Source organism: Neobacillus rhizophilus, assembly GCF_018343535.1.
GTDB classification, from domain to species: Bacteria; Bacillota; Bacilli; order Bacillales; family Cytobacillaceae; genus Neobacillus; species Neobacillus rhizophilus.
On record NZ_JAGYPF010000009.1, the window covers coordinates 48,112 to 66,844 of the forward strand.

Consider the following 18,733-nt stretch of genomic DNA (forward strand, 5'->3'; position numbering starts at 1 on the left):
TAAATTGTGGTTTTAACGTCGTATAACTCCCACGAAAAAGGTTGCGAGTGTTTTAAAACTGCGCAACCCCTTCATTACAACATAACAGTTACTTACATGGATTAGTCTTCGATAACGATACCCATGCTGCGTGCAGTACCTTCAACCATGCGCATTGCTGCTTCAACGCTAGCTGCGTTTAGGTCAGGCATTTTTTGTTCCGCAATCTCGCGTACTTTATCACGCTTTACTGTTGCTACTTTATTACGGTTAGGCTGGCCTGAACCAGACTGGATTCCAGCTGCTACTTTCAAAAGAACGGCAGCAGGAGGAGTTTTCGTAATAAATGTAAATGAACGGTCTTCAAACACCGTGATTTCAACAGGAATAATCAATCCAGCTTGATCTGCTGTACGAGCGTTAAATTCCTTACAGAATCCCATGATGTTTACACCGGCTTGACCTAGTGCAGGACCAACTGGCGGCGCAGGGTTTGCTTTACCAGCAGGGATTTGTAATTTAACAACTTTAATTACTTTTTTAGCCACGAGACACACCTCCTTAAAGTCCGTGATGTGGTTAATAGGGTATTAACCCTCCCACTCATCTGAAGTCTTTATATGAATACAAAGAGCTTGACAAAAGTCTTGTCCAAGGAGTTTTCCTTAGACATACTGACCTATGAAATATTATCATTTTTTAAAACTGATTTCAAGTTTTTTTACAATATCAGATAATATTTCTTTAAAATTGGCTTTTTACTGCTCCGAAAAAGGGCTGTTGATTGGAGCTCCGGGCACTTCGCTTTCCGCGGGCGTTTCGGGGAGCCTCCTCGGCGCTATCGCGCCTGCGGGGTCTCCCCTGAACCGTACTCCCGCAGGAGTCTTCGTGCCCTCCACTCCAATCAACAGGGGAGAAAACCTATCTTCAACTTTTTATTATTATTTTTATTTAAAGCTTATCAATTTGTGTGAATTCAAGTTCTACTGGGGTGTCGCGGCCGAACATGTTGACTAGTACTTTAAGTTTGGCTTTGTCCTTGTCCATTTCTTCGACGACTCCTGTGAAGTTGGCGAATGGGCCTTCTTTAACTTTGACGGTTTCGCCGATTTCGTAGTTAACGTCAACACGTTTTTCTTCTACGCCCATACGTTTTAGCAAACCGGTCACTTCTTCCGGAAGCAGCGGCGTCGGTTTTGAACCTGATCCAGCAGAACCAACGAACCCTGTTACACCCGGTGTATTCCGTACGACATACCAAGAATCGTCGGTCATCACTAGCTCAACCAACACATAACCAGGGAATACCTTACGTTTGACAACCTTTTTCTTACCGTTTTTAATTTCTGTTTCTTCTTCTTCCGGAACTACGACACGAAAGATTTTATCTGCCATGCCCATGGATTCCACACGTTTTTCTAAATTAGCCTTTACCTTATTCTCATAGCCTGAGTAAGTATGAACAACATACCAATTCTTTTCCATTTAAGAGGACTTGTGCGTCCGTCCCTCCCTAATTTAAATTCAATTATTTTTTTGAGCAAATTAAAAAACCCGCTAATGACGGGTTTTCTGCTAAAAATTCCTTGTGTTTTCCATTATACCATGAAGTACAAGTTATTATTCAAGAATTAAACGAATCAATTTTGAAATTCCCAAATCTAAAACAGCAAAGAAAACGGCGAAAAAAGCAACAGTTGTTATAACGGTAACAGTAGAGCGAGTCAGTTCTCCGCGTTTTGGCCAGCTGACCTTTCTCATTTCACGAACTACGTCACTGAAGAAATTCTTTATGCGAGACATTTAGTAAACCCCCAACTATCGTAAATAGCAATGCTAGAATGTTAATCTTTTATTTCGTTTCACGATGGACAGTATGCTCACCACAGGTTTTACAATATTTATTTAATTCCAATCTCTCAGTTTGTGTATCCTTACTGACAGTGGAATAATTTCTTGAGCCGCAGACTGTGCAGGCAAGAACTCTCTTTTTACTCATTCTTAGACACCCTCAATATATCCTTAAAAATGTAACATGACACCTATTTATTGTCAATAACATTCGACAGGAGATTCAATGAACTGACATAATTCTGGGAGCGCATACAAACTTTATAGTGAAAATTCACGAAACTCCAGGTACCGCTCTAGCTTTCTTTTTACACGCTGCAGGGCATTATCGATCGATTTCACATGACGGTTAAGTTCTTCAGAAATTTCCTGGTACGATTGCCCGTCCAAATACAGGGCCAATACCTTTCGTTCTAAATCACTTAGTAATTCCGTCATTTTTACTTCTATATGGTCAAACTCTTCCTGGTTAATGATTAGCTCTTCCGGGTCGAGAACCTTTGCACCCGATAATACATCCATCAACGTTCGGTCTGATTCTTCATCGTAAATAGGCTTGTCCAAAGAAACATAGGAATTTAACGGAATATGCTTCTGCCTTGTTGCCGTTTTGATGGCTGTGATGATTTGCCGTGTAATGCATAATTCGGCGAATGCTTTAAAGGAGGTCAGCTTGTCCTCCCTAAAATCGCGAATCGCCTTATACAGACCAATCATTCCTTCTTGAACAATATCTTCCTTATCCGCGCCAATTAAAAAATAGGATCTTGCTTTCGCACGTACAAAATTTCGATACTTATGGATTAAAAAATCCAATGCTTCGCTGTCGCCTTGGTGAACCAAATCGACAATTTCCTCGTCTTCCATTACGAAAAACTGCTCGTTAACATTTGTCCCGAAGTCCGCACTCAACTTAAGATCCCCTCCACCGAACAAGCATAGATAGTATTATTATACATTAGAAAAATTTTGAAGTCGAGAGCTCACTTCTGTCCTCGACGCCATTTTTCAAAAATTTCTGCCATTTCCTCGCTAATCGGTATTTTGTAGAAAGGTTTTTTCTCTTGAATTTTTTTTACCTTTTTCTCAATGCCTTTTTCAATGGAAGACATTTCTATTTCTAATTCACGGGCAGATTTTCTTAAAGCACCCTGTCCAAAAATTTGCCATTGCTCTGTAAAATCAGAAGTGGCCACGTGAACTTGTGTTCTTCGATTACTCAGGCTGATCGCCATTTTTTCAATCCGTTCATCCGCTGATTCATTTTCCTTCGTAAAAATGACTTCGACCATGTGATTTTTATACTTTTTTTCCGTTCCTTTTACATAATGGGCATCAAAGACAACGATTACCCGAAAGCCGGAAAAGGCCTGGTATTCGGCCATTTTTTCCACCAATCGGTCCCTTGCTGCCGGAAGGTCCCGGTCCTTTAATGCTTTAAGCTCCGGCCACGCCCCGATAATGTTATAGCCATCGACTAGCAGGATATCCATATACTATCCCTCTAAAGTGTGCCGTTTCCGGTATACCTCATACATCAGCAGTGCCGCCGCAACAGAAGCATTTAAGGATGTAACATGACCCGCCATTGGCAGATGAATGAGAAAATCACACTTATCACGGATTAACCGCCCCATTCCTTTTCCTTCGCTGCCAATCACAAGGCCAAGCGGAAGCGTTCCGTCCATTTGCCGGTAATCCTGTTTTCCCTTCGCATCTGTCCCGGCAATCCAGACTCCCCGTTCCTTTAGTTCATCAATAGTACGCGCCATGTTTGTTACCCGGACAACCGGTATATATTCAATGGCGCCTGTCGAAGCTTTGGCGACTGTTGCCGTTAAGCCAACCGCCCTTCGCTTTGGAATAATGATTCCGTGCGCTCCGACTGCATCCGCAGTTCTCATAATCGAGCCGAGGTTATGAGGATCCTCAATCTCATCCAGCAGTAAAAAGAAAGGAGGCTCGTTTTTCTTTTCCGCTGCCGCAAACAAATCATCCAATTCGGCATACTGATAGGCTGCGACATAGGCAAGGACACCCTGATGGTTCTGGTCACTAATCTGGTCAATTTTTTTCTTTGGGACAAATTGCACGAGGACATTTCCTTCTTTGGCCAATTGGGTAATCTGCTGCATTTGCCCGCGCTGTGACCCTTCTGCAATTAAAATTTTATTGATATCCCGTTTTGATTTTAGCGCCTCAATCACCGGATTTTTACCTACGATGTATTCTAGTTCCTGATTCATGTTGGCGTTCCTCCTTTCTTATTTTCCACATAGAAAAACGACTGACGGACGAGTTCTTCTAAGCGGTCCTTCCTTCCTGTTAAATATAAATAGCCGATTAAGGCTTCAAAGGCAGTGCTATATCGGTAGGTTTGAACATCGGTATTTTTCGGGACAGTTCCTGATTTCGCATTTCTGCCGCGCATAACAACCGCCATCTCCTCCTCTAGCAAAAGCCCTTCATCCATCATTTGAAAAAGAATCTGGCATTGTGCTTTTGCAGAAACATACCTCGTCCCTTCTCTGTGCAGCTGATGAGGCCGGACTCGCCCGCTGAACAAGAGGTGACGCCTTACATATGTTTCATAAACAGCGTCACCCATGTAAGCAAGTGCGAGACTATTCAATTGGCTGGCATCGACTGTTTTATCGTAATCAAGCATTTAAATTAGCCTCTTTTCCACCTTGTACCTTGTGGGGTATCCTCTAAAATGATATTCATTTCCTTTAACTGGTCACGAATTTGGTCAGCTAATTGGAAGTTACGGTCCTTTCTGGCCTGAATCCGCTGTTCAATTAGGGCATCAATTTCTTCATCCAGTAACTCTTCTTGTTCAAAAGTTAGACCAAGAACAGCAAACAGCTCTTCGAATTGCGCTGTAAACGCATCAATGACTTCTACCGCTGTATTTTTTTCCATGAGGTAATAATTTGCCAGTTTCGATAACTCAAATAAAACTGAAATGGCCTTGGCTGTATTAAAATCATCGTCCATCGCTTCGATGAATTCATCGCGGTGTCTGCTGATTTTATCAAGCCACTCTTGATTATTTTCCGTCAAGTTTGCGCTTTTCTCACGGCGGTGTTTTAAATTTTGATAGGAGGTGGTTAACCGCTCAAGGGCTGCCGTTGTGCTCTCCAATAGCTCCTGACTGTAATTGATTGGATTGCGATAGTGAACGGACAGCATAAAGAATCGCAACACCTGCGGATTTATTTGCTTAATAATGTCATGGACCAGCACAAAGTTGCCAAGTGACTTTGACATTTTTTCATTATCAATATTAATATAGCCATTATGCATCCAATAACGGGAAAAGGTTTTTCCGCTTAATGCCTCGGATTGGGCAATTTCATTTTCATGGTGCGGGAAGGTTAAATCCTGTCCGCCAGCGTGGATATCAATGGTCTCACCAAGATATTTTTTCGCCATCGCTGAGCATTCGATATGCCAGCCCGGTCTTCCCGGACCCCACGGGCTCTCCCAAAAAATTTCCCCTTCCTTGGCTGCTTTCCATAAAGCAAAGTCCAGGTTATCTTCTTTTTTCTCGCCTACTTCAATTCTAGCCCCTGCCTGCAGTTCATCAATTGGCTGGTGGGAAAGCTTGCCGTACTCCTCAAAGTGGCGCGTCCGGTAATAAACATCCCCCTCAGACTCATAGGCGTAGCCCTTCTTAATTAATTGGCTGATAAAGTCGATAATGATATCCATGTTTTCCATGACACGCGGATGGACATCTGCCTTTTTGCAGCCTAGTGCCAAAACATCTTCAAAATAGGCCTCGATAAACCGATTCGCAATCGTTGGAACATCTTCTCCGAGCTGATTAGCAGCGCGGATCAATTTATCATCGACATCCGTAAAGTTGGATACATATTTGACGTCGTAACCGCGGTATTCTAAATAACGGCGGACCGTATCAAATACAATTGCCGGGCGCGCATTTCCGATATGGATATAATTATAGACAGTTGGCCCGCAAACATACATTTTGACCTTGCCTTCTTCAAGCGGTACAAAGTTCTCTTTCTTGCGGGTAAGTGTATTATACAGTTGAATGGCCATTGACTTTTGTCCTTTCCTCTTTTAATTCTGCCAGTTCCTTTTTCATATGATCCAGTTCCATTTGCAAATCTTTAAAGCGATCCGCAACCGGGTCTGGCAAGTCGGAGTGGTTTAAATCTTTACCAACACGAATGCCGTCCTTCATGACAACTCTTCCCGGAATTCCCACGACCGTGGAGTTTGGCGGAACTTCCTTTAAAACTACCGATCCGCCGCCGATTTTGGAATTTTCGCCGATGGTAATCGAGCCTAAAACCTTGGCACCAGTGGAGATGAGAACATTATCCTTAATAGTCGGATGACGCTTTCCTTTTTCTTTCCCTGTACCGCCTAGTGTGACCCCTTGATAAATCGTAACATTATCGCCAATTTCACAGGTTTCCCCAACAACAACACCCATTCCATGGTCGATAAAAAATCTCCTGCCTATTTTTGCCCCTGGATGAATTTCAATTCCTGTGAAGAAGCGGCTTACTTGTGAAATAACTCGAGCAATGAAAAACAATTTTCTCTTATAGAACCCATGCGCCAAGCGGTGAGCCCAAATGGCATGCAGACCTGAATAAGTTAGAATTACTTCCAAATAGCTTCTTGCTGCCGGATCCTGGTCAAATATTACATCAATATCCTCCTTCAATGTTTTGAACATTGATATTCCCCCCTTTGTTTTATACCCCTTTTTATAAAATAAAAAACGCCTCTGTCATAAAGACAGAGACGCTTGATTTTAACGTGGTTCCACTCTGATTAGGTCACAATGAATACTAACACAGAAACTGTGTGCGCATTTTATATGGCCTCACTCTACCTGTTAACGGAAAGGTTCCGCCCAAATCTACTCCAGAGGCAATCTGTTTCGAAGCGGGGCTCAGAGGTGCATTTTCAAAAAATGAGCGGCTTAAACCACTTTCAGCCGGTGATGGTTCTCTCTTTCAAGCATCATTTTTCTACTTTTCCTCATCAAAGCTTTAGCTCGTTTTATAATACTTATACTATATTACATTTTTTCTTGAATGTTAACTAATAATTTGCTTAATTCTATTTTGAACTTTCTCGCGGCCTAAAAGTTCAATCGATTTTGGCAAATCTGGTCCATGGGTTTGCCCGGTAACAGCTGCTCGTATTGGCATAAACAGGTTTTTCCCCTTTTGACCTGTTGATTTTTGGACAGCCTTCATCGCGGCCTGAATGCCTTCTGCCTGGAAGCTAGCAAGCTGATCAAGCTCCTGTGCAAAAGCCTTTAACACTTCAGGAACTTGAATGCCTGCGAGTACTTCCTTCGCTTCTTCCTCATAGTCTGCCTCATCCTTAAAGAACATATCCGAAAGCTCGACGATTTCCGCGCCAAAGCTCATTTTTTCCTGAAGGAGAGAAACCAAAGTGTGGACCCATTGTTGTTCTTCCTCTGACAGGTTCTCGCTGACACGGCCGGCCTTGAATAGATGCGGCAGGGAAAGTTCCACTACCCGCTCTAGCTCTACTTTTTTCATATATTGATTGTTCATCCAGGCAAGCTTTTGTTTATCAAATAATGCCGGTGATTTGGACAGTCGCTGCGCATCAAAGATTTGAATAAATTCTTCTTTCGCGAAAATCTCCTCTTCCCCTGCAGGCGACCAGCCGAGCAAAGCAATAAAGTTAAATAATGCTTCTGGCAGATATCCTAATTCCTCATATTGCTCGATAAATTGAATGATGGACTCGTCCCGCTTGCTTAATTTCTTACGGCTTTCATTCACAATTAGTGTCATATGTCCGAAAATTGGCGGCTCCCAGCCCAATGCCTGATATACCACCAATTGCTTTGGCGTATTGGAGATATGGTCATCACCGCGCAGAACATGCGAGATTTCCATGAGATGATCATCGATGGCAACCGCAAAGTTATAGGTTGGCGTTCCATCCTTTTTAACCATTACCCAGTCTCCGCCAATCGTATCTGATTCAAAGGATACGGTTCCTTTAACCATGTCATCAAAGGTATACGTCTCCCCTTCCGGAACAATAATGCGGATGCTTGGCTTGCGGCCTTCTGCCTCCAAACGGGAACGGTCTTCCGGAGTTAAATGCCGGCACTTACCGGAGTAATGGGCGGTTTCACCACGGGCAATTTGCTCTTCCCGTTCTTTCTCCAATTCCGCTTCTGTACAGTAGCATTTATAAGCCTTTCCATTCTCTAAAAGCTGCTTATAGTAGGTTTCATAAATATCGTTTCTTTCCGATTGGCGGTACGGACCGTATTCACCGCCGACATCGACACTTTCATCCCAGTCCATTCCAAGCCATTTTAAATATTTTAATTGGCTTTGCTCGCCGCCTTCAATATTACGTTTCTTATCGGTATCCTCAATTCGGATAATAAACTTGCCGCCTTTATTGCGGGCAAACAAATAATTAAACAGTGCCGTACGGGCATTCCCGATATGTAAATGTCCGGTTGGACTTGGAGCGTACCTTACTCTAATATCATTTGACATCATAATGCCTCCACTTTTTCCATTTGGTTCTCATACCGATATATTTTATCACTTGGCAGAACCTCAATAAAGTCTAAACCCCAACCTTTTTTAACAAAACAACCGCCTGGGCCGCAATCCCTTCACCTCTTCCAGGAAACCCGAGCTTTTCGGTTGTGGTCGCTTTCACATTGACCTGCTCCGGAGATGCCTCGAGAAGCTCGGCAATCCGCGCCTGCATCTCGCCAATATAGGGAGCCATCTTTGGTTTTTGGGCAATGATTGTACAATCAGCATTAACAAGCTCATAACCTTTTTCTTTCACGATTCCCCAGACATGCTCCATCAGCTTGGCCGAATCAGCGTCCTTAAAGTTTGGATCGGTATCAGGAAAATGCCTTCCGATGTCACCTTCGCCAATTGCCCCTAAACAGGCATCGGAGACGGTATGTAATAATACGTCGGCATCGGAATGCCCCATCAGCCCTTTTTCATACGGAATAGTGATACCACCAATAATCAGAGGGCGTCCCTCGGTTAATTGATGAACATCAAAGCCCTGACCAATTCGAAACATAATTCAAACTCCTTTTTATCCAGCTACAGCGCCTAGGGGCTCGGGGTCAGAAGCCAATCCGTCAAGAAGGCTTGTCTTCTGCCTGTCACCCCTGGTCAAGGCGCTTCCGCTTTTATATTTCTCTTTTTTAAAATCGCTTCTGCAAAAAATAAATCCTCTGGTGTTGTAATTTTGATATTATCATAATCGCCTTCCACCATCGCCACTGGATGTCCCAATCTTTCTACCAAACTGGCATCATCAGTGCCGAGAAAGCTGTCTATTTCTGCTTTTTCATAGGCCTCATGGAGGAGGGAAATGCGAAAAGCCTGCGGGGTATGCACTGCCCACAAGCTTGAACGTTCCACAGTCTCTGTTACAGTACCGCCCATGACTTTTTTCATCGTATCTTTTGCAGGCACGCCAATAATGGCAGCACCCGCCTCCTCTGTTACTCCCGTTAAACGGAGGATATGCTCTTTTTTGATAAACGGTCTGGCGGCATCATGAACAAGAATTATTCCATCGGTTTTGATGGTTTTTAACGCATTATAAATGCTGTGCTGGCGTTCAGAACCGCCTGGAACCATACTGACGGACTTTTCAATATGATGTTTATTGATTAAATCCGTGAATTCTTTTTCATCCTGCGGATTTACCGCTAAAATAATGGTCTCGCAATCCTCATCATCCGCAAAAACTTTAAGTGTATGAATGAGGATTGGCACACCTTCAAGTTCAAGCAAAAGCTTGTTTTTCCCCGCCCCCATTCGTTTTCCAGAACCGGCGGCAGGGAGAATGACTTTGTAAGTCATATATAACACAATCCTTTTTTATAATGCTTTTTCTAAAAGTTTCGGTTTGGCAAAAATCATTCTGCCGGCAGATGTCTGCAGGACGCTCGTTACGAGGACATCAATTCGTTTGCCGATATATTCTCTTCCTTCTTCCACGACAATCATCGTCCCATCATCCAAATAGGCAACACCTTGATGATATTCTTTACCATCCTTGATTACTTGAACAGTTAATTCCTCTCCTGGAAGAACGACAGGCTTCACAGCATTTGCCAGGTCATTGATATTCAAAACGGAGACATTTTGCAATTCACAAACCTTATTTAAGTTAAAATCATTCGTCACAAGAATTCCGTTCGTTATTTTCGCCAGCTTAACGAGCTTCGAGTCGACTTCCTGAATTTCTTCAAAATCTCCCTCGTAAATCTCTACCTTTACAGCCAGCTCCTTTTGGATTCTATTTAAGATATCCAATCCTCGTCTGCCGCGATTGCGTTTCAACACGTCAGAAGAGTCCGCAATATGCTGCAATTCCTCAAGCACAAATTGGGGAATGACAATCGTCCCATCCAAGAATCCCGTTTGGCAAATATCAGCTACGCGTCCATCAATAATGACGCTTGTATCCAATATTTTTAAAGATTTAAATTCTGCCTTATCGGTTTCCTCTTCAGAGGCCTTTTTCTTGCCGCTGCCTCGGCCAAACAAACCGAGAAGTTCATCGCGTTTTTTAAATCCCACCTGGAATCCTAAATACCCAAATAACAAGGTCAATAGAATCGGGGCCACTTCATTTAAGATTGGTACTTGTACGGCATTTAGGGCAAAGCCGATCAAGAAGGCAACCAACAAGCCAAATATTAGACCAATACTTCCAAATAAAACATCTGTAACAGGAATCTTTACTAATGAATCTTCCGCCCATTTAATAAAATTAATAACGTAATCTACTGCCCAAAAGGTTATAAGATAAAAAATAATAGCACCTAAAATAGCAGTGACATAGGAATTATTGATAAGTTGGCTATCATTTAGATGAAGTAGAACAAGTAATTGCGGCAAAAACAAAATTCCAAGCGTTCCCCCTGTAATGAGAAAGCACGCCTGCACAATTCGTTTTAACATTCCTTCACCTCCTCTTTTTCATTATAAACACAATAGGAAAATTGAAACGTTGCAAGTAAGATTATTTTTCCAAATTGTATTGATTTTGAAACAAATTTGTTACGTTAAAATCTAGGGTAGCATCGAAAAATAGGAGTGTCAAATAAATGAAAAACATTTATTTTAACATAGCCTTTTAGATTATTTCAATAGTTTTATAGATGTCGATCCGTATATAATCGCTCTCTAATTAATTTGAAGCCCTCTTTGATTTTATTCGCACGTATTTCCCCTATGCCCTCCACGTCATCAAGGTCTTCAACTGTTGCATTAAGAATATTTGTCAGATTACCAAAGTTATTGATAAGATTTTCGATGATGACAGCAGGAAGCCTGGGGATTTTATTAAGAATCCGGTATCCACACGGATTGCGGTATTCATCGAGGTGCACATAGCCGAGGTACCCCAATAGCCTTAACAAAACTATGTCGTCTATGGTCCCGCTCGACGTCATAGTCTGCATCCGCTGCAGGACTTCGTTTGGTTTTACATCTCTATTAAACGCATAATCCTTCATAATCAGCATCATTTCTTCTTCCAGTTCTGTCAATATTTCATTCATCTGCAGCCGAATCAGCCGGCCTTCAGTCCCCAGTTCATACAGGAAACCAAGTAGTTCATTTTTAATCTTTAAGACCATTTCGAAGCGGTGGAGGACAAGCAGAAAATCATTATACGTAACAGAATCCTCAAATTCTAAAATACTTAAATTGGTAATGCTTTGTTCCAGGACGGATTTATATTTTTCCAGTGTTTGAATGGCCTGATTCGCCTTTGTTAAAATGACAGCTATGTCTTTGAGGGCATAACGAAAATTCCCCTGATACAAAGTAATAACATTTCTTCTCTGGGAAATTGCAATCACAAGCGCTTTTGTCTGCTTGGCTACCCGTTCGGCTGTTCTGTGCCGCATCCCCGTTTCCGTAGAGGCAATATCAGTATCTGGGGCAAGTTGGGCGTTAGCAATCAAAATTTTATTTCCGGTTTCATTTAAGATTATTGCCCCGTCCATTTTCGCCAATTCATATAAAAAGCTTGGTGAAAAGGAACAATTAATTTCAAATCCCCCGTCGACAATCGCTTTTACTTTTTCGTTATAGCCAATTACAATCAAGCCGCCGGTATTGGCCCGTAAAACATTATCAAGTCCTTCTCGAATAGGGGTACCCGGTGCAATTAACTGTACTACATCATGAATGGATAGTTCCCCTGATCTTTTATTGTCCATCCGCTACCCTCCCAAAGCCACCTTCAGCGCCTCGCTGACCGACGAAACACCGATGAGTTCTACACCTATTGGCCCATTCCAGCCACTAAGATTATTAGCCGGCAGGATAACCCGCTCAAATCCCATTTTGGCAGCCTCCTGAACACGCTGCTCGATTCTTGAAACTCGTCTGACTTCTCCCGTTAAGCCGACCTCCCCAATAATACAATCTGTCGGCCTTGTTGGTTTGTCCCTAAAACTCGAAGCAATGCTTACGGCAATCGCCAAATCAATTGCCGGTTCATCCAATTTCACTCCGCCGGCTACCTTTAAATAGGCATCTTGATTGGCGAGAAGCATTCCGACCCGCTTCTCTAGAACAGCCATTAAGAGCGGTACCCGGTTGTGGTCAATCCCTGTTGCCATCCTTCTCGGGTTCCCAAAGCTGGTGGGCGAAATAAGTGCTTGGATTTCCACAAGAACAGGGCGGGTTCCTTCCATCGAAGCGACAACAGTCGATCCTGCCGCACCTCTAGAGCGCTCCTCCAAAAATATTTCCGATGGATTTTCGACTTCTTCAAGACCAAATTCCTTCATTTCAAATATTCCCATTTCATTTGTAGATCCAAAGCGGTTTTTTACAGCACGTAAAATTCGGTAGGTATGGTGTCTTTCACCCTCAAAATAAAGGACCGTATCCACCATATGCTCGAGCAGCCTAGGACCGGCAATCGACCCTTCTTTTGTAACATGCCCGACAATAAAGATAGCAATCCCTTTCGTTTTGCCAATTCTCATTAATTCGGCCGTACATTCGCGAACCTGAGAAACACTACCGGGTGCTGAGGTAACCTCCGGGTGGTAAACCGTCTGGATGGAATCGATAATGACAAAGCTTGGATTAGTGCTTTCAATGGTCCTGTTAATTTCCTCAAGGTTTGTCTCCGCATATACCATTAAATTTGGCGAGGCGATGTTCAATCGTTCCGCCCGAAGCTTGGTTTGCCGTAAGGATTCCTCACCGGATATGTACAATACCTGATGATCTTTTTTTGCTAGCTGTGAAGATACTTGCAGAAGGAGCGTTGATTTTCCGATGCCCGGGTCGCCGCCAATTAACACCAATGACCCCTTAACGACTCCGCCGCCAAGAACGCGGTTCAATTCCTTTAAATCAGTATGGATTCTCGGCTCGCTGACCGTTTCAATCGAAGTGATCGGAACTGGTTTAGAAAGAATGCCTGAACCGCCCTGAGAATGGGCAAATGCTCCCCGTCTTTGCGTCCCGGTAACCTCTACTTCTTCGACCATTCGATTCCAGCCGCCACACCCTGGGCATTTTCCCATCCATTTTGGTGACTCATATCCACAGTCCTGACACATGAATTTTGTTTTTCGCTTTACCATTCTTGCTCTTCCTCTCTGTGCGAAAAAGACGTTCCCTTACATGGAAAAAGAGGTACACGATTTTACATTATTTACGTGTACCTCCCTTAGTTGTTTCATCTTACATGATTATTTTGCCAAGCTCGTGTGCTCAGCTGACCTGACAACAAATTCACCATTCTCGACGTCAATAATAGCAAGCTGGCCAGTCAATAAATTTCCCTTTAGCAGCTCTTCGGACAGGCGGTCTTCAATATGTTTTTGAATAGCCCGTTTAAGTGGTCTTGCCCCATACTCAGGGTCATAGCCTTCTTCGGAAATTTTCCCTTTTGCCGCAGGTGTTAATTCAATATCAATATTTTGTTCCTTTAATCGCTTAATTAACTGATCAGATAATAGGGTGACAATTTCCTCCAGATGCTTTTTCTCAAGCGCATGGAAGACGATAATTTCATCAATCCGGTTCAGGAATTCAGGACGGAATGCTTTCTTCAGTTCTTCCATGACTTTGCCCTTCATGTCCTTGTAGTCCTGAGCGGCAGAATCCTGAATATTAAAGCCAACATACTTATTCCGCTTCAGGGCTTCCGCACCAACGTTAGAAGTCATAATTAAAACCGTATTCCGGAAATCGACTGTTCTTCCCTTCGAGTCAGTTAAGCGTCCATCTTCCAATACCTGAAGAAGGATATTAAACACATCTGGATGCGCCTTTTCAATCTCATCAAGGAGGATAACTGAATATGGCTTTCTGCGGACTTTCTCGGTTAATTGTCCGCCCTCCTCATATCCTACATATCCTGGAGGAGAACCAACAAGGCGGGATGTCGAATGCTTCTCCATATATTCTGACATATCGATACGGATCATCGCATCCTCATCGCCAAACATTGCTTCAGCAAGGGCACGGGCTAATTCTGTTTTCCCCACCCCAGTTGGGCCAAGGAAGATAAAGGAGCCAATCGGCCGCTTTGGATCTTTTAATCCTGCTCTCGCACGGCGGACCGCTTTGGACACAGCCAAGACTGCCTCTTCTTGGCCAATCACGCGGGAATGCAAGATTTCTTCTAAGTTAAGCAGTCTTGCCGTTTCTGTTTCTGCAAGTTTGGAGACCGGAATTCCAGTCCAGCTGGAAACAACGCTAGCAATATCTTCAACTGTTACTTGACTATTTTCTTTGCCCTGCTTTTCCTTCCAGCTTTTCTTCGTTTCTTCAAGTTGCTCACGCAGGCGCTGCTCTGAATCTCTTAATGATGCCGCCTTTTCGAATTCCTGGCTTTGCACGGCTGCATCTTTCTCCTTCCGCACTTCCTCAAGCTTCACTTCCAACTCTTTTAAGTTTGGCGGTGTGGTGTAAGAACGGAGGCGAACCTTCGACCCTGCTTCGTCGATTAAATCAATCGCTTTATCTGGCAGGAAACGGTCTGAGATATATCGGTCGGAAAGCTTTACCGCTGCTTCAATCGCCTCATCGGTAATGGAAACACGATGGTGGGCCTCATAGCGGTCACGCAGCCCTTCTAAAATTTGAACGGATTCTTCCGCAGTCGGTTCATCCACCCGAATCGGCTGGAAGCGGCGCTCTAAGGCAGCATCCTTCTCAATATATTTGCGATATTCATCAAGGGTTGTCGCCCCGATACATTGCAGCTCGCCGCGGGCAAGCGATGGTTTTAAAATATTGGAAGCGTCAATGGCACCTTCTGCACCGCCGGCACCGATTAATGTGTGCAATTCATCAATGAACAGGATGATATTTCCGGCTTGGCGGATTTCATCCATTACTTTTTTCAGACGGTCTTCAAACTCGCCGCGATACTTCGTTCCGGCAACTACCGTCCCCATATCAAGTGTCATAACACGCTTATCGCGAAGGATCTCTGGCACCTCATTATTGACAATCTGCTGGGCAAGGCCTTCCGCAATGGCTGTTTTACCAACCCCTGGCTCACCAATCAATACCGGGTTGTTTTTAGTCCGACGGCTCAGCACTTCGATCACGCGCTGAATTTCCTTGCTGCGGCCAATCACTGGGTCAAGGCTGCCTTCCCTGGCGATGGCTGTTAGATCTCTTGCTAAGCTGTCAAGTGTCGGCGTATTGGCACTGACGGATGCACCGCCATGCTGCCCGCCACTCTCATTACTGCCTAATAATTGCAGTACTTGCTGGCGCGCTTTATTCAAGCTTACCCCTAGGTTATTAAGGACGCGGGCAGCCACCCCTTCTCCCTCACGGATCAGTCCAAGCAGAATATGCTCTGTCCCGACATAGGAATGTCCTAGTTTGCGCGCTTCATCCATTGAAAGTTCAATAACTTTTTTGGCTCTCGGAGTGTAGTGAATAATCTGTGAGGCTTCCTGCCCTTTGCCAATTAAATTTTCCACTTCTTTTTGAATCTTATCTGAGCCTAATCCAAGGCCATAAAGAGCTTTAGCTGCAATCCCTTCACCTTCGCGGATTAATCCCAATAAAATATGCTCAGTTCCAATGTTGTTATGCCCAAGACGAATCGCTTCTTCCTGTGCTAAAGCTAGAACCTTTTGTGCTCTTTCAGTAAAACGGCCGAACATCATACTATCACTCCTCACCAATATTTTTAGATTCCATTATAAAACGTTCCCGAATTAATGCCGCCCGCCTTATGTCTCTTTCATGCGGTCTTAATGGTCCTCCAGCATATTGCTGAAGAAAACCAGGCTGCGTTAAAATCATCAATTCATTTAAGATGTTCTTTGATACATAATTTATATATCCCATATCTATTCCAAGACGAACATCCGATAAACATTTTGCAGCTTCCTTCGTTTCAATAATCCGGCTGTTGGTTAGGACCCCTAGGGACCTGAACACCCTGTCTTCTAATTGTATGTTCGAAGTTTTTCGTAATGCTTCACGTGCCGACCTTTCCTGTGAAATTAACTGGCTGACAACACCCATTAAATCGCGGCACATGTCTTCTTCAGATTTTCCAAGGGTAATTTGATTGGAAATTTGGAAAATATTTCCTAGCGCTTCACTTCCTTCACCGTAAATTCCTCGAACCACAAACCCTAATTGATTGATGGCTGGAATAATCCGGTTAATCTGTTGCGTTAAAATTAAACCCGGCAAATGCATCATCACCGATGCCCGAAGACCAGTTCCGACATTTGTTGGACAGCTTGTTAAATAACCGTATTTTTCATCAAAAGCATATTGGAGATGTCTTTCAAGCCAATCGTCTATTTCGTTGGCAGCATCTAATGCTTCTTTTAGCTGCAGCCCAGGAAATAGGCATTGAATCCGAATATGATCCTCTTCATTAATCATTATACTAACTTCTTCATTTTCGGATAATAAAACGGCACCATATGGTGAATCCTCTGCCAGTTGCGGGCTGATTAAGTGTTTTTCTACCAAGACCCTCTTTTGCAGCGGCTGCATCTCATCTATTTTCAGCAATTCAATATGCCCAAAGTTCCGGAGGCTAGAAGTTTCCAAAATGCCCTCCAGCTCATTAATAACCTGTTTTGCTTCCTCATGTGAAAAAAGAGTTGGGAATTTATATGCATCCAAGTTTCGAGCCAAGCGAATTCTCGAGCTGAGGACAATATCGGATTCAGGCCCTTCCTCACTCATCCAGGAGCTGACCGCTTGATTTAAAAAACGTTCGAGCGACACCGTTATTCCCCTCCCTCATGACCAGCCGCTAACTTTTTCTCCAGCTGACGGATTTCATCGCGGATGGTTGCGGCTTTTTCAAATTCTTCATGGATAATAGATTCTTTTAACGAGCTTTTCAGTTCGTCAATTTGCTTGCGGAGATAAATGCCCCCGCCAATTCTTTTTGGGATTTTCCCGTTATGAGTCCAATTCCCGCCATGAAGCCGCCTTAGAACAGGTTTTAATTGTTCTTTAAAGGTCTCGTAGCAGTAGGAGCAGCCGAAGCGTCCTACTTTCAAAAACTGTGGAAATGTCATGGAACAATGGTGGCATTGCAGGATTTCCGCCTGTTGAAACGGGCTCTCGGTTGGCTGTTGAAATGCCGGGTCGAAATTTAATAAACCTGCTAATAAATTATTAAAAGAAAACCCTGATTCACCATTAAAAATAAACATATCGCCCTTTTCCTGAGCGCACTTTTCACAAAGGTGCACTTCCGTCTTTTCACCATTAATAATTTTTGTAAAATGGAGTGCCGCAGGCCTTTGATTACATTCTTGGCAAATCATACTTTCACCCTCTGGCTATATTATTTATTTATATTTCAAAGATGTTAACATTGCCTTTAACATTCTTGCTCTTAATTCATCCCGGTATGGAAGATCAATATACAAAACAGACCGATCAATTACGCTTAACATGATTTTAGCCTCTCTCTTTGTAATAATCTCTTCCTGAATAAGCCGGCCAATCACATCCTCAGCACTTGCCTGACTGCAACGGCTATGAATAAGTGACAGCAAATGGTCAATCAATTGGGCCGAATCATGAGACTGCACCTTAATAATCCGGATATATCCGCCCCCGCCCCGTTTGCTTTCCACGAGATACCCCCGTTCAATCGTGAATCGGGTGTTAATGACATAGTTGATTTGTGAAGGAACACATTGAAATTTATCAGCTACCTCGCTGCGTTTGATTTCCACGATATCCTCTTCACTCATATCCAAAACCTGCTTCAGATATTTCTCGATAATATCGGAGATGTTTCTCATCTTCCCACCCCCTTGCACCATCTGACTTTGACTATATTTGACATTAATTATACTCAATTTTATTTCCAGATGCAACGATTCACTATTATATGATTTTCTCCAAATCTCGCGGTTGCGAAACCTGTTATTGATGGGAAAAAACTAATAAATTTGAAGGATTGTGATGCATGGGGACGGTTCTTGTGCATCACACGCGCTTTACAACACAAAAAGACAACCATTTTCAGGTTGTCTTTTTTGTTGCTCGGCAGCGTCCTACTCTCACAGGGACTTGCGTCCCAACTACCATCGGCGCTGAGAAGCTTAACTTCCGTGTTCGGGATGGGAACGGGTGTGACCTTCTCGCCATTGCTACCGGACCTATTGAATTAGAGGTTTCATTCCCTCAAAACTAGATAATGCAGAAGAAGTTTAGTAAAAACGAGTTCGCCTTGCTTAATATGACTTGGTTAAGTCCTCGATCGATTAGTATCAGTCAGCTCCACACGTCACCGCGCTTCCACCTCTGACCTATCAACCTGATCATCTTTCAGGGATCTTACTAGCTTGACGCTATGGGAAATCTCA

General features: G+C 43.3%; 20 protein-coding genes, 2 rRNA genes and 1 other annotated feature. All 22 genes read right to left on the bottom strand.

The genetic code is table 11. From position 1 onward, the window contains the following. Positions 1 to 101 precede the first annotated feature (101 nt). On the bottom strand, positions 102 to 527 hold the full coding sequence (rplK, locus tag KHA99_RS29700) for a 50S ribosomal protein L11 (RefSeq protein ID WP_042453928.1): 426 nt from the start codon (positions 525 to 527) through the stop codon (positions 102 to 104). Between the two features lie 403 nt (positions 528 to 930). Further along, positions 931 to 1,464 carry a transcription termination/antitermination protein NusG gene (nusG, locus tag KHA99_RS29705; RefSeq protein WP_213121095.1) on the bottom strand — a complete coding sequence of 178 codons (534 nt, stop codon included), beginning with the start codon at positions 1,462 to 1,464 and terminating at the stop codon, positions 931 to 933. A 135-nt stretch (positions 1,465 to 1,599) separates the two neighbouring features. Beyond that, complete coding sequence (gene secE, locus KHA99_RS29710) at positions 1,600 to 1,782, bottom strand: preprotein translocase subunit SecE (RefSeq protein WP_213121096.1); 183 nt, start codon at positions 1,780 to 1,782, stop codon at positions 1,600 to 1,602. 49 nt (positions 1,783 to 1,831) lie between these two features. Then, positions 1,832 to 1,978, bottom strand: coding sequence for a 50S ribosomal protein L33 (gene rpmG, locus KHA99_RS29715; RefSeq protein ID WP_213121097.1), 147 nt, complete (start codon positions 1,976 to 1,978; stop codon positions 1,832 to 1,834). Between the two features lie 113 nt (positions 1,979 to 2,091). Beyond that, a complete protein-coding gene (gene sigH / locus KHA99_RS29720) occupies positions 2,092 to 2,742 on the bottom strand; it encodes an RNA polymerase sporulation sigma factor SigH (RefSeq protein WP_213121098.1) in 651 nt (216 codons plus the stop codon). A gap of 71 nt (positions 2,743 to 2,813) precedes the next feature. After that, the gene (locus KHA99_RS29725) at positions 2,814 to 3,323 is read right to left on the bottom strand and encodes an NYN domain-containing protein (protein ID WP_213121099.1); all 510 of its coding nucleotides are present in this window, start codon (positions 3,321 to 3,323) and stop codon (positions 2,814 to 2,816) included. A 3-nt stretch (positions 3,324 to 3,326) separates the two neighbouring features. After that, positions 3,327 to 4,076 (bottom strand): 23S rRNA (guanosine(2251)-2'-O)-methyltransferase RlmB, encoded by a 750-nt coding sequence (gene rlmB, locus KHA99_RS29730; RefSeq protein WP_213121100.1) that lies wholly within the window; start codon positions 4,074 to 4,076, stop codon positions 3,327 to 3,329. Continuing rightward, on the bottom strand, positions 4,073 to 4,498 hold the full coding sequence (locus tag KHA99_RS29735; protein ID WP_213121101.1) for a Mini-ribonuclease 3: 426 nt from the start codon (positions 4,496 to 4,498) through the stop codon (positions 4,073 to 4,075). The genes rlmB and KHA99_RS29735 overlap by 4 nt, the downstream gene beginning before the upstream one ends. Positions 4,499 to 4,503: 5 nt before the next feature. After that, positions 4,504 to 5,901 (bottom strand): cysteine--tRNA ligase, encoded by a 1,398-nt coding sequence (cysS, locus tag KHA99_RS29740; RefSeq protein WP_213121102.1) that lies wholly within the window; start codon positions 5,899 to 5,901, stop codon positions 4,504 to 4,506. Beyond that, entirely contained in the window at positions 5,882 to 6,550 is a 669-nt protein-coding gene (cysE, locus tag KHA99_RS29745) for a serine O-acetyltransferase (protein ID WP_213121103.1), read from the bottom strand. Before cysE ends, cysS begins: the two co-directional genes overlap by 20 nt. Positions 6,551 to 6,611: 61 nt before the next feature. After that, positions 6,612 to 6,874, bottom strand: a binding site (T-box leader). Between the two features lie 43 nt (positions 6,875 to 6,917). Next, a complete protein-coding gene (gltX, locus tag KHA99_RS29750; protein ID WP_213121104.1) occupies positions 6,918 to 8,378 on the bottom strand; it encodes a glutamate--tRNA ligase in 1,461 nt (486 codons plus the stop codon). A 73-nt stretch (positions 8,379 to 8,451) separates the two neighbouring features. Further along, entirely contained in the window at positions 8,452 to 8,934 is a 483-nt protein-coding gene (gene ispF / locus KHA99_RS29755; protein WP_213121105.1) for a 2-C-methyl-D-erythritol 2,4-cyclodiphosphate synthase, read from the bottom strand. Between the two features lie 95 nt (positions 8,935 to 9,029). Beyond that, the gene (ispD, locus tag KHA99_RS29760; protein WP_213121106.1) at positions 9,030 to 9,728 is read right to left on the bottom strand and encodes a 2-C-methyl-D-erythritol 4-phosphate cytidylyltransferase; all 699 of its coding nucleotides are present in this window, start codon (positions 9,726 to 9,728) and stop codon (positions 9,030 to 9,032) included. An 18-nt stretch (positions 9,729 to 9,746) separates the two neighbouring features. Continuing rightward, positions 9,747 to 10,835 carry a PIN/TRAM domain-containing protein gene (locus KHA99_RS29765; protein ID WP_213121107.1) on the bottom strand — a complete coding sequence of 363 codons (1,089 nt, stop codon included), beginning with the start codon at positions 10,833 to 10,835 and terminating at the stop codon, positions 9,747 to 9,749. A 194-nt stretch (positions 10,836 to 11,029) separates the two neighbouring features. Then, the gene (disA, locus tag KHA99_RS29770) at positions 11,030 to 12,103 is read right to left on the bottom strand and encodes a DNA integrity scanning diadenylate cyclase DisA (protein ID WP_213121108.1); all 1,074 of its coding nucleotides are present in this window, start codon (positions 12,101 to 12,103) and stop codon (positions 11,030 to 11,032) included. A 3-nt stretch (positions 12,104 to 12,106) separates the two neighbouring features. Then, a complete protein-coding gene (radA, locus tag KHA99_RS29775; protein ID WP_213121109.1) occupies positions 12,107 to 13,489 on the bottom strand; it encodes a DNA repair protein RadA in 1,383 nt (460 codons plus the stop codon). 108 nt (positions 13,490 to 13,597) lie between these two features. Then, positions 13,598 to 16,042 carry an ATP-dependent Clp protease ATP-binding subunit gene (clpC, locus tag KHA99_RS29780; protein ID WP_213121110.1) on the bottom strand — a complete coding sequence of 815 codons (2,445 nt, stop codon included), beginning with the start codon at positions 16,040 to 16,042 and terminating at the stop codon, positions 13,598 to 13,600. A 4-nt stretch (positions 16,043 to 16,046) separates the two neighbouring features. Continuing rightward, positions 16,047 to 17,129: a protein-arginine kinase McsB gene (mcsB, locus tag KHA99_RS29785; protein WP_213121111.1), complete on the bottom strand. Its 1,083-nt coding sequence runs from the start codon at positions 17,127 to 17,129 to the stop codon at positions 16,047 to 16,049. Positions 17,130 to 17,131: 2 nt separating this feature from the next. Beyond that, the gene (gene mcsA, locus KHA99_RS29790; RefSeq protein ID WP_213121112.1) at positions 17,132 to 17,680 is read right to left on the bottom strand and encodes a protein-arginine kinase activator protein McsA; all 549 of its coding nucleotides are present in this window, start codon (positions 17,678 to 17,680) and stop codon (positions 17,132 to 17,134) included. A 24-nt stretch (positions 17,681 to 17,704) separates the two neighbouring features. Further along, the gene (locus KHA99_RS29795; RefSeq protein ID WP_213121113.1) at positions 17,705 to 18,166 is read right to left on the bottom strand and encodes a CtsR family transcriptional regulator; all 462 of its coding nucleotides are present in this window, start codon (positions 18,164 to 18,166) and stop codon (positions 17,705 to 17,707) included. 242 nt (positions 18,167 to 18,408) lie between these two features. After that, positions 18,409 to 18,525 (bottom strand): 5S ribosomal RNA (gene rrf / locus KHA99_RS29800). A gap of 86 nt (positions 18,526 to 18,611) precedes the next feature. Then, a 23S ribosomal RNA gene (locus KHA99_RS29805) occupies positions 18,612 to 18,733 on the bottom strand; the annotation flags it as partial.